Source organism: Leclercia sp. 1548 (genome assembly GCF_050435045.1).
Lineage (GTDB): Bacteria > Pseudomonadota > Gammaproteobacteria > Enterobacterales > Enterobacteriaceae > Enterobacter > Enterobacter adecarboxylatus.
In genome coordinates, this window is the sequence record NZ_JBNDJP010000009.1 from 1 (window position 1) to 14,486 (window position 14,486).

Genomic DNA, 14,486 nt, shown 5'->3' on the forward strand with positions numbered 1-14,486 from the left:
ATGGTAGTGTGGGGTCTCCCCATGCGAGAGTAGGGAACTGCCAGGCATCAAATCGGAAACCCCGTACCGCAAGGTACGGGGTTTTTTGTCGTCTGTACGAAACCCTCAGGCCATAAAACCCTGAAATACTGAAACCGGTCGGGTGGCGGCTCCGCCTTCCCCGGCCTGCAGGTCACGCTGTGCCGCCCGGCAATTCCAGCCGACAAAGATCACCCAATGGGGTAAACTATCCCGGTTTTTGCATCTGGATAGCGTCTATGAATCACTCCCTTAAGCCCTGGAATACCTTCGGTATTGACCGAAATGCCCGACAGATCGTGCGAGCCGACAATGCGCAGCAGCTGCTGGCCGCATGGAATCATGCAACGCAACACCACCAACCTGTTCTTATTCTGGGCGAGGGCAGTAACGTTCTCTTTCTGGAAGACTATTCCGGCACGGTGATCGTTAACCGTATCCGCGGTATTGCGGTTGAAGAGACGCAGGAATGCTGGCGACTGCACGTGGGTGCCGGAGAAAACTGGCACGATCTGGTGCAATTTACCCTCGAACACAACATGCCGGGGCTGGAAAACCTTGCCCTGATCCCTGGCTGCGCCGGTTCATCCCCTATTCAGAATATCGGCGCCTATGGCATCGAACTCAAAAATGTCTGTGAATATGTGGACTGCATCGAGCTGGCGACCGGTGAAACGCGTCGTTTACAAGCTGATGAGTGCCGTTTCGGCTATCGCGACAGCATTTTCAAGCATGAATATCAGGACAAATATGTCATCGTCGCGGTCGGTCTGCGCCTGACAAAAAACTGGCAGCCGGTCCTCTCTTACGGTGATTTAACCCGTCTGGATCCCGCTACCGTGACTGCAAAAGAGATTTTTGCGGCAGTTTGCCAGATGCGAATGAGCAAACTGCCCGATCCAAAAGTGAACGGTAATGCCGGAAGCTTCTTTAAAAACCCGGTGATTAGCGCCGAAAAAGCGCAAACTTTGCTGGCTCAGTGGCCACATGCCCCCCACTATCCACAGGCGGATGGCAGCGTCAAATTGGCCGCTGGCTGGTTGATCGATCAGTGTCAGCTTAAGGGCACCACCTGTGGCGGCGCGGCCGTGCATCGCCAACAGGCGCTGGTACTCATTAACGAAAACAATGCGACCAGCGATGATGTTGTACAGCTGGCTCATCAGGTGCGCCAACGTGTGGGTGAGAAGTTTGACGTCTGGCTGGAGCCGGAAGTGCGCTTTATCGGGCATCATGGCGAAGTGAACGCAGTAGAGACCATTACATGAAAGATCATACCGTCCCCCTGAAGCTGATCGCCATTCTGGCCGACGGCGATTTTCATTCCGGTGAACAGCTTGGTGAACGGCTGGGAATGAGCCGCGCCGCCATTAACAAACACATTCAGACCCTGCGTGACTGGGGCGTGGATGTCTTTACCGTACCGGGTAAAGGCTACAGCCTGCCAGAGCCGGTTCAACTGCTGGACGAAACCTTTATCCACGGCCAGATTGCCGATAACAGCGTTGCCGTGCTGCCGGTGATTGACTCTACCAACCAGTATCTGCTCGACAGGCTTCCCGAACTGAAGTCTGGCGACAGCTGCGTGGCTGAGTACCAGCATGCCGGACGTGGACGCCGGGGACGGAAATGGTTTTCGCCTTTTGGCGCTAACCTTTACCTGTCCATGTACTGGCGTCTGGAACAAGGTCCGGCTGCTGCCATTGGTCTTAGCCTGGTGATTGGAATTGTACTGGCCGAAGTGCTGCAATCTCTCGGTGCCGAGGACGTGCGTGTGAAGTGGCCAAACGATCTCTATCTAAAGGATCGCAAACTGGCTGGTATTCTGGTTGAACTGACGGGTAAAACCGGCGATGCGGCGCAGATCGTGTTGGGTGCCGGGATCAACCTGATGATGCGTAACGTGCAGGCGGAGGACATCAACCAGGGCTGGATCAATCTGCAACAAGCGGGGATCGCCATTGATCGTAACGTCCTGGCGGTGCAGGTTATTAACGAACTGCGTCACTCGCTGAAAACCTTCGAACAGGAGGGACTCTCACCCTTCCTGCCTCGCTGGGAGAAGCTGGATAATTTTGTACATCGTCCGGTAAAGTTAATCATTGGTGATAAAGAGATCTACGGCATCTCGCGCGGTATTAACGAGCAAGGCGCACTGTTGCTGGAGCAAGAGGGAATCATCAAACCCTGGGTTGGCGGCGAAATATCACTGCGCAGCGCCGAATAAGGTGTCAGGCCACAGCCCTTGTCATTCGGGGCTGTAACCACCCTGAGCAACCGCTCCATACTCTATACGGAGCGGGAACCAGAATAATCCCTAAACGGTTGGTTACACTCTCTTAAACACATCACGATAAGGTATACTCTGAAAGCAGCGGGGTAACAGTTGATTAACCTGCGTTTCGCGTTTCTGGAGATTCATTTTGCGTGTCAGCCGCTCTTTAACTATCAAACAAATGGCGATGGTAACAGCCGTCACCATGGTGTTTGTTTTCGTCTTTTGCGTCATTCTGCTGTTTCATGCCATTCAGCAGAATCGCTATAACACGGCTACGCAGCTCGAAAGCATTGCTCGCTCTATCCGGGAGCCACTTTCTGCCGCCATTCTGAAGGGCGACATTCCCCAGGCAGAATCCATCATTAAGAGCATCAAGCCGGCAGGCGTTGTCAGCCAGGCGGATGTCGTGCTGCCCAATCAGTTCCAGGCGCTGCGCATGAACTTCATCCCGGAGCGTCCGGTGCCGGTGATGGTCAAGCGTCTGTTTGAGATGCCGGTACAAATCTCCCTGCCGGTCTATTCCCTGCAACGTCCGGCGAACCCACAGCCGCTGGCTTATTTGGTACTGCAATCTGACTCCTGGCGAATGTACAAATTCGTGATCAGTTGGGTCTCAACGTTGGTAACCACTTACTTATTGTTGACGCTGATGCTGACCGTGGCGCTGACCTGGTGCATCAACAGGTTGATCGTCCATCCGCTGCGCAAGATTGCCCGTGAGCTGGATACCCTCTCGCCGCAGCAACAGGTGGGGCATCAGTTACCTGTCCCGCGTCTGCACCATGACGACGAAATCGGCATGCTGATACGCAGCTATAACCTGAACCAGCAGCGCATGATGCGCCAGCACGAAGAACTTAACCACAACGCCACCCGCTTCGCGGTTTCAGATCTGCCCAACAAGGCGTTTCTGATGGCGCTGCTGGAGCAGGCGGTGAAACGCCAGCAGACCTTCGCGCTGATGGTGGTGGCCTGCGAGACCTTACAGGACACCGCAGGGGTGCTAAAAGAGAGCCAGCGGGAAATGGTACTGCTGACGCTGGTCGAAAAGCTCAAATCCGTGCTTTCGCCGCGGATGGTGCTGACTCAGGTAAGCGCCTATGACTTTGTCATTATCGCCAATGGCGTCAAAGAGCCGTGGCACGCCATTACGTTGGGTCAGCAAGTGCTCACTGTTATGAATGAACGGTTGCCGGTCCAGGGGATCCAGCTGCGCCCGAGCGCCAGCATTGGCATCGCCATGTTTAATGGCAACCTGACCGCCGAACAGCTCTTCCGCCGGGCCTTCTCCGCCGCGTTCACTGCCCGGCAGAAAGGTAAGAATCAGATCCAGTTCTTCGAACCCGAGCAGATGGAAAAGGCGCAGCAGCGACTGTCAGAAGAGAACGATATCCTGACCGCGCTGGACCACAACCATTTTGCTATCTGGTTGCAGCCGCAGGTCGAGCTGCATACAGGGAAGGTGAAGAGTGCCGAGGCGCTACTGCGGATGCGTCAGGCGGATGGTAGCTGGGAGTTGCCGGAAGGGCTGATCGACCGGATTGAAAACTGCGGCCTGATGGTGACGGTAGGCCAATGGGTACTGGAAGAGTCCTGCCGCGTGCTGTCTGCCTGGCAATCGCGGGGGGTGATGATGCCGCTGTCGGTTAACCTGTCGGCGCTGCAGTTGATGCACCCGAACATGGTCCCGGAGCTGCTGGAGCTTATCAAGCGCTACCGTATCCAGCCTGATACGCTGATTCTGGAAGTCACCGAAAGCCGCCGGATCGACGATCCTAACGAAGCCGTGGCGATACTCCGCCCGCTGCGTAATGCCGGGGTGCGCATTGCGCTGGATGATTTCGGCATGGGGTATGCCGGGCTGCGTCAACTGCAGCACATGAAGGCCCTGCCGGTAGATGTGCTGAAAATCGACAAGGCCTTCGTCGACGGCCTGCCTGACGACAGCAGCATGGTTGAGGCGATTATCCAGATGGCGCACAGCCTGAAGCTGGAAATCATCGCTGAGGGTATTGAAACCGAAGCCCAGCGGAGCTGGCTGGCAAATGCGGGGGTTGAGTGCGGACAAGGGTATCTTTTTGCAAAAGCCGTACCGCACGATATTTTTGAAAGCCGTTATCTTCGCCAGAATGACCATCACACTGATGACTGAATTGTTGCTGGTTTGTGCGAGCCAGCTCAAATTTCTTAACATTTGTGTTTCAAATTCAGTATGAGCTTCTATTTGTCCTGATTATTGGGTGCTATTTTAAGGCCGCAGGTGAGCAGTAACCCTACACTGCCTGCGGTTTTTCTTCCCAAGGACATCTTATGAAAACCTCTCTCTTCAGAAGTCTTTATTTTCAGGTCTTAACCGCTATCGCCATCGGCATTCTGCTTGGCCATTACTACCCTGAATTAGGCGCCCAAATGAAACCGCTTGGCGATGCCTTCGTTAAGCTGATTAAGATGGTCATCGCTCCGGTTATTTTCTGTACCGTCGTGACCGGTATTGCAGGCATGGAAAGCATGAAAGCCGTAGGCCGCACGGGTGCGGTGGCGCTTCTCTATTTTGAAGTGGTCAGCACCCTCGCGCTGATCATTGGCCTGGTGATTGTGAACGTGGTGCAGCCGGGCGCAGGCATGAACGTTGATCCTTCCACGCTGGATGCAAAAGCGGTAGCGGTCTACGCCGATCAGGCGAAGGACCAGGGCGTGGTCGCCTTCCTGCTGGATGTGATCCCCGGCAGCGTAATTGGCGCCTTCGCCAGCGGTAACATTCTGCAAGTGCTGCTGTTCGCCGTGATGTTTGGCTTTGCCCTGCATCGTCTCGGCAGCAAAGGTCAGCTGATTTTCAACGTGATTGAAAGCTTCTCTCAGGTCATCTTCGGCATTATCAATATGATTATGCGCCTGGCACCGATCGGGGCCTTTGGGGCGATGGCCTTTACCATTGGCAAATATGGCGTCGGCACCCTGGTGCAGCTCGGCCAGCTGATTATCTGCTTCTATATCACCTGTATCCTGTTTGTGGTGGTGGTGCTGGGCAGCATTGCCCGCGCGACGGGCTTCAGCATCTTTAAGTTCATCCGCTATATCCGCGAAGAGCTGCTGATCGTGCTGGGGACCTCCTCGTCGGAATCTGCACTGCCGCGCATGCTCGACAAGATGGAAAAGCTGGGCTGCCGTAAATCGGTTGTGGGGCTGGTTATTCCCACCGGCTACTCCTTTAACCTTGATGGCACCTCGATCTATCTGACCATGGCGGCGGTATTTATCGCGCAGGCCACGAACAGCCATATGGATATCTTCCATCAGATCACGCTGCTGGTGGTGTTACTGCTCTCCTCGAAAGGGGCGGCAGGGGTGACGGGCAGTGGCTTTATCGTGCTGGCGGCAACGATCTCTGCGGTAGGGCACCTGCCGGTAGCCGGGCTGGCGCTGATCCTCGGTATTGACCGCTTTATGTCCGAAGCGCGCGCCCTGACTAACCTGGTGGGTAACGGCGTGGCGACAATCGTGGTGGCGAAGTGGGTGAAAGAGCTGGACCATAAAAAACTCGACGATACGCTGAATAATCGTGCGCCAGACGGCAAAACACAGGGTTTGTCCTCCTAAAATCTTCCCTCAGGCCCGCATTCCCTTGTCGGGGTGCGGGCTCCTGCGCATAATGGCCCTGAATACTTGTCATAATTGGATAAGATTTATTTCGGGTATATTTCACTTCTTGCCGTGACGTTTCGCTTCACGCGCGGTCTAATCGGAGTGTTTTGAACATTATCTTTAGAGTGCGACAGGGCGTGTGGCACTCTTTGTAACCAGGAATGTTGATCAGGGGTTCACATGCAGGGCACAAAAATTCGACTCTTAACCGGCGGTTTGCTCATGATGGCAGCAGCCAGTTATGTGCAGGCTGACGCGCTCCAGCCTGACCCGGCCTGGCAACAGGGTACGCTGGCGAACGGTTTTCAGTGGCAGGTTTTAGCCACCCCCCAACGCCCCAGCGACCGCATTGAAATCCGCCTTTCCGTCAATACCGGCTCCCTGACCGAAAGTACGCAACAGAGCGGTTTCAGCCATTTTCTTCCCCGTCTGGCGCTGACCCAAAGCGGCAGTCTGCAGGCCGTACAGGTCCGTTCATTGTGGCAACAGGGTATCGATCCTAAGCGTCCTTTGCCGCCAGCCGTCGTCTCCTATGACTACACCATGTTTAACCTCAGCCTGCCAAACAACCGTAACGATCTGCTCAAAGAGGCATTAACCTGGCTGTCTGATACGGCCGGTAAGGTTTCGATTACGCCTGAAACGGTGAATTACGCCCTGAGCAACAGCGATATGGTGGCGACCTGGCCGGCAGATACCAAAGAGGGCTGGTGGCGCTATCGACTGAAAGGCTCTGCGCTGCTGGGCCACGATCCGGCGGAGCCGCTGAAACAACCGGTTGATATTGAGCAGGTGAAATCGTTCTACCAGAACTGGTACACCCCGGACGCCATGACCCTGATTGTGGTCGGCAACGTTGATAGCCGCGCGGTGATTGAACAGATTAGCAAAACCTTTGGCGAGCTGAAGGGCAAACGCAGCACCCCTGCGCCAGTCCCCACCCTGTCGCCGCTGCGCGCAGAGCCGGTCAGCATCATGACCGATGCCGTGCGCCAGGACCGACTTTCTATTATGTGGGACAGCCCGTGGCAGCCGATTCGTGAATCTGCTGCGCTGCTGCGCTACTGGCGTGCCGATTTAGCCCGTGAGGCGCTGTTCTGGCATGTTCAACAAAGCCTGAGTAAGAGCAACGTCAAGGACATCGGTCTCGGCTTTGATTGCCGGGTGCTGTTCCAGCGCGCCCAGTGCGCCATTAACGTAGAGTCGCCGGGCGACAAGCTGAACGCCAATATGGCGTTGGTCGCTAAAGAGCTGGCGAAGGTACGCGATAACGGCCTGAGCGAAGAAGAGTTCAACGCGCTGGTGGCGCAGAAAAACCTTGAGCTGCAAAAACTGTTCGCCACTTATGCCCGTACTGACACCGATATTCTGATCAGCCAGCGTATTCGCTCCCTGCAAAACCAGGTGGTGGATATCGCACCGGAGCAGTATCAGAAGCTACGTCAGGACTTCCTTAACAGCCTGACTGCGGAGATGCTGAGCCAGGATCTGCGTCAGCAGCTTTCTCAGGATATGTCGCTGATTCTGATGCAGCCAAAAGGCGAGCCGGAATACGACATGAAGGATCTACAGGCGACCTGGAATGGGATTATGGCGCCAGCGCAATAAAAGCAAAAAGGCAACGTAAGTTGCCTTTTTTTATGCTCCCTCTCCCTGTGTGAGAGGGCACCAGACCGCAGTTATTGTGGCATCGCTTCCCGCGGGATGATCGCGCCGCGATACTGAATCACCGTGCTGGCGGTCAGATGGCCGCGTTGCGCTGCCGCTTCCGGCGTACCACCCGTCAGACGAACCGCCAGATACCCGGCGCTGAAGGAGTCACCCGCCGCGGTAGTATCAATCACTTTCTCTTTTGCCAGCTTCACTGCAGGCACCTCAACAGTCGCTTCACCGGCAACAGCCACCAGGCAAGAGTCTGCTCCGCGCTTAATGACCACTTCAGATACACCCGCCGCCTGAGTACGGGCAATCACCTCATCAACCGGCTTTTCGCCCCACAGGGCATCTTCGTCGTCGAGAGTCAGGAAGGCGATATCGGTGCATTCCAGCATCCGGGTATAGACCTGCTGTGTCTCTTCGCGGCTGGCCCACAGACGTGGACGGTAGTTGTTATCGAAAATCACTTTCCCGCCGTTAGCGCGGCATTCGCGCAGCAGGGAGAAGAGTTTTTCACGGCTTTCAGGGCTAAGGATCGCCAGGCTAATGCCGCTCAGATAGAGATAGTCAAAGTGGGCCAGCGTTTCGCAGATATGGGCAGCGCTGTCGCTCTCCAGCCAGAATTTAGCGGCGGCCTCGTTACGCCAGTAGTAGAAGGTACGCTCGCCGGTGCTGTCGGTCTCAATGTAATAGAGACCCGGCAGGCGGTTTTCCATCCGCTGAGTCAGTGAGATATCCACGTTTTCACTCTGCCAGGCGTCCAGCATCTGCTGGCTGAAATTGTCTGTGCCCAGGGCAGTCACGTAGTTAACTGCCAGCGCGTCAGCATCAACCTGACGGGCAATATACACCGAGGTGTTTAACGTATCGCCACCAAAGCCACGGTTCACTTCCGCGCCTTTCTGGGACAGTTCGATCATACATTCGCCGATCACGGCAATTTTCCTGGACATAGTCATGAACCCAAATAGTGAAATTGGCGTTAGTTTGCGCTGGCAGTCGGGAGTGGTCAACTGTATTAAAACGACGTTCCATTATTTTTTTGAACCCGGACAAGTTTTGGGTGAGTTTCAGATCTCAGATTTTCATTTTCGTCCACAACCGAACATAAAGTTCTCTTATCCGGGGCCGATAATCCTTTGACCAGTCCCGACAGGCTCTCCCCATTCAACAGGATATCTGAAATGAAGTTAAGGCAGGACATCCAGCTGCTGAGCATCCCTGAGGCAAGTATTGAGAACTTACAGGAGCATCGCTACTGGCTGCAATGCGAGCGTGCTTATACTTTTCAGCCCATTTACCGCACCGACGGTAAACTGATGGCGATCGAGATCCTGACCGTCGTGACCCATCCGTCAAACCCGACACAGCGGATCGCCCCGGATCGCTATTTTGCGCAACTGCCCGTGCGCCACCGTCTGGATATCCTCGAAGAGCAGCTCAGCATGCTGGCGGCAAAACAGGACTTCTTTGACGAGAACAGCATTCTGGCCTCGGTCAACGTCGATGGCCCAACCCTGCTGGCGTTGCGTCAGGACGAGAGCCTGCAGAAGCTGATCCAGAATCTGCCGTGGCTGCGCTTTGAGCTGGTGGAGCACGTACGTCTGCCGCAGGACTCTTCGTTTGCCAGCATGTGCGAATTTGGTCCTCTGTGGCTGGACGATTTTGGCACCGGCATGGCGAACTTCTCTGCCCTGAGCGAAGTGCGTTACGACTACATTAAAGTGGCGCGGGATCTGTTCATTATGCTGCGTCAGACCCCGGAAGGTCGCAACCTGTTTACCCTGCTGCTGCAGCTGATGAACCGCTACTGTCAGGGCGTGATCGTCGAAGGCGTTGAGACGCTGGAAGAGTGGCGCGATGTGCAAAACTCACCTGCCGCCGCCGCGCAGGGCTATTTCCTCTCCCGCCCGGTGCCAATGGAGACGCTCGACAACGTTATCATCACCCTGTAACCCCGGCTGCTTCCCATAATAGCGCGTGGTTAACGCGTTATTACCGGACGCTGCCGCTCCTTTTTTCCTCGTCTAAACTATATTCATGACTGGCAAGGTAAAAAAGGAATTATGGGATGACAAAAACAGCGAAGATTATCACCTGGTCCGGGGGGGTCTTCTTGTTGCTGATTGTGGTGCTCATTGTCGTGATCGCGACATTTGACTGGAACCGCCTCAAACCGACCATCAACCAGAAAGTCTCGACTGAACTCAACCGCCCATTTGCCATTCGCGGCGATCTAGGTGTGGTATGGGAACGTCAGAAAGACGAAACGGGCTGGCGTAGCTGGATACCCTGGCCGCATGTTCATGCCGACGACGTGATTCTCGGCAATCCGCCCGATATCCCTGCCGTGACGATGGTACATCTGCCGCGCGTCGAAGCCACCCTGGCCCCGCTGGCACTGCTCACAAAAACCGTCTATCTGCCATGGATCAAACTCCAGAAACCCGATGCCCGGCTCATCCGCCTGTCGGAAAAAACCAACAACTGGACTTTTGATTTCGCCAAAAGCGAAGACAAAGATGCCGCCGCGCAGCCCTCATCCTGGTCGTTCCGCCTCGACAACATTCTTTTTGATCGCGGGCGTATCGCCATTGACGATGCGGTGAGCAAAGCCGATCTCGAGATCTTCGTTGATCCGCTGGGTAAAGCGCTGCCTTTCAGCGAAGTCACTGGCGAGAAAGGCAAAGATGAGAAGGGCAAGCCAGGCGATTACGTCTTTGGACTGAAAGCCGAGGGGCGCTACAACGAACAGCCTCTGACAGGGAGCGGAAAAATTGGCGGCATGCTGGCGCTACGTGGCGACGGCACACCGTTCCCGGTACAGGCAGATTTCCGCTCCGGCAACACCCGGGTGGCCTTTGTCGGCACGGTGAGCGATCCCATGAAAATGGGTGGGGTCGATCTGCGCCTCAAGTTCTCCGGGGATTCGCTGGGCGAGCTGTACGAACTGACCGGGGTACTGCTCCCGGATACACCACCGTTTGAAACCGATGGTCATCTGGTGGCGAAAATCGATCCTGAAAAGTCGTCTGTCTATGATTACCGTGACTTCAAGGGCCGGATCGGTGACAGCGATATTCATGGCTCGCTGACCTACAGCACCGGCAAACCACGGCCGAAGCTGGAAGGCGACCTGGAGTCACGTCAGCTGCGTCTGGCCGATCTGGGGCCGCTGATTGGCGTAGACTCCGGTAAAGGCACTAAGGCGCAGAAAGTCAGAAAAGAGGCGCCGCCGTCAGGGAAAGTGCTGCCTAACGACCGCTTTGAAACGGACAAATGGGACGTGATGGATGCGGATGTCCGCTTCAAGGGACGCCGAATCGAGCATGGCAGCAGCCTGCCGTTGAGCGATCTCTCGACCCATATCATTCTTAAAAATGCCGACCTGCAGCTGAAGCCGCTGAAATTTGGCATGGCGGGCGGGACGATCTCGTCCAACATCAGGCTGGAAGGGGATAAGAAGCCGATGCACGGCCAGGCGGAGATCCAGGCCCGGCGGCTGAAGCTTAAAGAGCTGATGCCCGATGTGGAGCTGATGCAGAAAACCCTCGGGGAGATGAACGGCGATGCCACCATCCGCGGCGTGGGTAACTCGGTCGCGGCCCTGCTGGGCAACGGTAACGGTAACCTGAAGCTGCTGATGAACGATGGACTGGTCAGCCGCAACCTGATGGAGATTCTGGGGCTTAACGTCGGCAACTTCCTGGTTGGGCAGATTTTTGGTGACGATGAGGTGCGGGTCAACTGTGCGGCGGCCAATATCGAGCTGGTAAATGGCGTCGCCCGTCCGCGGATCTTTGCCTTTGATACTGAAAATGCCGTTATCAACGTTACCGGCACGGCCAGCATGGCTTCGGAGCAGTTGGATCTGACCATCAACCCAGAAAGTAAAGGGATTCGCATTGTTACCCTGCGTTCACCGCTATATGTGCGTGGTCCATTCAAGGATCCGCAGGCTGGGGTGAAACCGGGGCCGTTGATTGCACGCGGTGCGGTGGCGGCGGCGCTGGCAACACTGGTGACGCCAGCGGCGGCCCTGTTGGCGCTTATCTCCCCATCCGAAGGGCAGGCCAATCAGTGTCAGGTCATTCTGTCGCAGATGAAGAAATAGTGCGGGATAGAACCCGGCGGCGCGATGCTTGCCGGGCCTGGGAATGAATCAATGCCGGGTAAGGCGTAACCGCCGCCCGGCATTTTCACATTAAAGGGACTGATGGCGGGTTTCGTGGGTCAGCAGCAGGGCAATCAGCGTCAGTGCCGCCATTGCCGCGAGGTAGAATCCAACATAAGCCAGACCGTAATTCGCCTGCAGCCAGGTGGCAATATACGGTGCCACAGAGGCACCCAGAATCGAGGAGACGTTATAGGAGAATGACGCTCCGGTATAACGCACTTCCGTCGGGAACAGCTCTGGCAGCAGCGCGCCCATTGGGCCGAACGTCAGCCCCATCAGGCTCAGACCAATCAGCAGATACGCCATCACCAGTGCCGGATTACCGGAACCGAGCAGCGGCGGGAAGACGAACAGCGCAAAAAGAATAATCAGTGAGGTGATGACAATCATGCTCGGGCGACGACCAAAGCGGTCAGCCAGCAGCCCGGCAATCGGCACCATCACGCCAAAGCCAATCACCGCCATCATCAGCATCCACAGCACTTCGTTACGCGGCAGACCCAGGCCCACCGGCGCTGGCGTGGTGCTGAAGGTCATGGAGTAGACGGTCATGATATAGAACAGCGTATAGGTCGCCAGCATGATGAAGGTACCCAGCACCGTCACGCGAACGTGTTTGGTCAGCAGGGTGCCAAGCGGGATTTTTACCTGTTTCTTCGCGGCGGCCACTTTGGCGAACACCGGGGTCTCATGCAGGGAGACACGCACATACAGGCCGATCAGCACCAGCACAGCCGAGAAGATAAACGGAATACGCCAGCCCCAGGTCATGAACTGCTCGTCGGTCAGCAGCCAGGAGAGCAGCAGGAAGGTGCCGTTGGCAAAGAAGAAGCCAATTGGCGCGCCCAGCTGTGGGAAGGAGCCATACAGCGCACGCTTGCGCGGTGGAGCATTCTCGGTCGCCAGCAATGCCGCGCCGCCCCATTCACCGCCCAGACCCAGACCCTGACCAAAACGGGCCAGCGCCAGCAGCAGCGGAGCCAGAATACCGATGGTCTCATAGGTCGGCAGCAGGCCGATGGCGACGGTGGAGATGCCCATGGTCAGGAGCGAGGCGACCAGCGTCACCTTGCGCCCGACGCGATCCCCGAAGTGGCCGAACAGCGCCGAACCAATAGGACGTGCGATAAAGGCGATAGCAAAGGTTGCCAGCGATTGCAGCGTGGCGGCCGTCGGGTCGCCCTGCGGGAAGAAAATATGCGGGAAGACGATGACCGCAGCGGTAGCGTAAATATAGAAGTCGAAGAATTCGATGGCGGTGCCAATCAGCGATGCGACGACGACTTTATTGCGCGAGTTAACCGGGGCGTTTTCCTGCTCTGAATTGAGTGTTGTGGCTGTGGCTTGCATAATCTTTTCTTATTTTTGGCGAACGAAAGGCCATATTACGCACAGCAAAAGCGACATTTCAATCTGTAACAAACGCAGCCACAGGCGAAAAAAGAAGCAAAAAGCGAATAATTTTCAGACCAGGAAAATCACATCTATGAAATGCTTCACAGAAATTAATACTTAGAGGATAAAACTGGTTTTTGGTTAAATAAAAGTTACAGGCTGGATTTATATGCTGAAATGATGAATCGGGCTGAAATATTGCATTCTTATCCAGCCCGATGGGGTGCTTAACGGTGTGTTTTACCGGGCATTCTCCGGTCATCCGGGTACTCGGCGGTGGCGATCCACGCCGCACAGAACAACGTCAGTCTGGCGAAGAAGTAGAAGAAAGCCATCAGCCCCAGCACAGAGCCGAATGCCGCCCCAGACGGCGAGGAGACGAGGGACGGCAGCGTGTAGGTCATCACGATTTTAATCACCTCAAAACCGATAGCGGCAATAAAGGTACCGCGGATCAGCGCCTTGCGGCGTGGCCTGTGGCGCGGCAGTCGCCAGAAAATCCAGAAGAAAAGCAGATAGTTAGCCAGCATCGAAATACCTAACCCTACCAGATGCCAGACGGGTTTCAGCCACTCAATGGTGTCGAGATAGAGCGCGGAGATAATCATCTGCTGCGCCGAGCCTGCCGCAGAGGTGATAGAGAGGGTGATAACCAGCGCCACCAGCAGACCAATCAGCGAGACGAAGTCGCGCAAATATTTAATCCAGAATTTCTCCTCATCCTGCGGCTTGCGCTCCCAGACGTCGCGCGACTGAGCGCGGATTGCTTCACGCAGGTTGCCCATCCAGTTAATGCCGGAGTAAAGCGCCACGAAAAGCCCGACAATCCCCACGGTGGTACGCTGCTCGACGGCGGTGCGGATAGTGCTTTTCAGGGTGGTGGCCAGCGTCGGATCGCTGACGTTCTGCAAAATTTTATTGAAGATATCCTGCAGCAGCGTCGGGTTGGAGACCAGAAAGAAGCCCGCTGCGGCAAAGGAGAGCATCAGGATCGGGATCATCGATAAAAATGAGAAGTAGGTGATCGCCGCGCCAAACTGATTGCCGAGCCGGTCGTTGAACCGCTCGGTGGCACGCAGCAGGTGGGCAATCATCGGCTGCTGCTGAATCAGCTGGAAGGCGTCCTTCGCCTTGTCCAGCAGGCTCCCCGTTTTACGTATGGAGGTGATTTTAGGTTCAGCCGGCGGCTGGGGTGGACTGGTTTCCAGTTTTTTAATCGGCTCGAAGTCCAGATCATGGGTGGGGCGTTGCTCACTATTTTCCGGCGTCACGCGCACTTTCCTTATTGATTAGCGGGAGGTCCTTAAAATTATAGCCTGC

10 protein-coding genes are annotated in these 14,486 nt (G+C 55.7%); 7 read left to right on the forward strand and 3 right to left on the reverse strand.

Features of this window, described 5'->3' with window-relative positions:
- Positions 1-257: 257 nt before the first annotated feature.
- The 5 genes from murB (at position 258) to ABIE02_RS20100 (ending at position 7,546) form a co-directional block, all read left to right on the forward strand.
- Positions 258-1,286 (forward strand): UDP-N-acetylmuramate dehydrogenase, encoded by a 1,029-nt coding sequence (gene murB / locus ABIE02_RS20080; protein ID WP_130588105.1) that lies wholly within the window; start codon positions 258-260, stop codon positions 1,284-1,286.
- Positions 1,283-2,245 (forward strand): bifunctional biotin--[acetyl-CoA-carboxylase] ligase/biotin operon repressor BirA, encoded by a 963-nt coding sequence (gene birA, locus ABIE02_RS20085; RefSeq protein ID WP_144884087.1) that lies wholly within the window; start codon positions 1,283-1,285, stop codon positions 2,243-2,245. Before murB ends, birA begins: the two co-directional genes overlap by 4 nt.
- Positions 2,246-2,441: 196 nt before the next feature.
- Positions 2,442-4,448: a biofilm formation regulator HmsP gene (gene hmsP, locus ABIE02_RS20090; protein ID WP_222128275.1), complete on the forward strand. Its 2,007-nt coding sequence runs from the start codon at positions 2,442-2,444 to the stop codon at positions 4,446-4,448.
- Positions 4,449-4,606: 158 nt separating this feature from the next.
- On the forward strand, positions 4,607-5,893 hold the full coding sequence (gene dctA, locus ABIE02_RS20095) for a C4-dicarboxylate transporter DctC (RefSeq protein ID WP_032615050.1): 1,287 nt from the start codon (positions 4,607-4,609) through the stop codon (positions 5,891-5,893).
- 225 nt (positions 5,894-6,118) lie between these two features.
- Complete coding sequence (locus ABIE02_RS20100) at positions 6,119-7,546, forward strand: M16 family metallopeptidase (RefSeq protein WP_051916086.1); 1,428 nt, start codon at positions 6,119-6,121, stop codon at positions 7,544-7,546.
- 71 nt (positions 7,547-7,617) lie between these two features.
- Here the strand turns inward: ABIE02_RS20100 and ABIE02_RS20105 are convergent, their stop codons facing one another.
- The gene (locus ABIE02_RS20105; protein ID WP_032615049.1) at positions 7,618-8,547 is read right to left on the reverse strand and encodes a sugar kinase; all 930 of its coding nucleotides are present in this window, start codon (positions 8,545-8,547) and stop codon (positions 7,618-7,620) included.
- 231 nt (positions 8,548-8,778) lie between these two features.
- On the opposite strand from ABIE02_RS20105, the gene pdeH reads away from it, so the two are divergent.
- Entirely contained in the window at positions 8,779-9,549 is a 771-nt protein-coding gene (gene pdeH, locus ABIE02_RS20110; protein ID WP_032615048.1) for a cyclic-guanylate-specific phosphodiesterase, read from the forward strand.
- Between the two features lie 116 nt (positions 9,550-9,665).
- On the forward strand, positions 9,666-11,708 hold the full coding sequence (locus tag ABIE02_RS20115) for an AsmA family protein (protein ID WP_059307003.1): 2,043 nt from the start codon (positions 9,666-9,668) through the stop codon (positions 11,706-11,708).
- A 90-nt stretch (positions 11,709-11,798) separates the two neighbouring features.
- On the opposite strand, the gene ABIE02_RS20120 is transcribed toward ABIE02_RS20115, so the two are convergent.
- Complete coding sequence (locus tag ABIE02_RS20120; RefSeq protein ID WP_032615045.1) at positions 11,799-13,121, reverse strand: MFS transporter; 1,323 nt, start codon at positions 13,119-13,121, stop codon at positions 11,799-11,801.
- A 272-nt stretch (positions 13,122-13,393) separates the two neighbouring features.
- Complete coding sequence (yhjD, locus tag ABIE02_RS20125; protein ID WP_032615044.1) at positions 13,394-14,437, reverse strand: inner membrane protein YhjD; 1,044 nt, start codon at positions 14,435-14,437, stop codon at positions 13,394-13,396.
- Positions 14,438-14,486 lie beyond the last annotated feature (49 nt).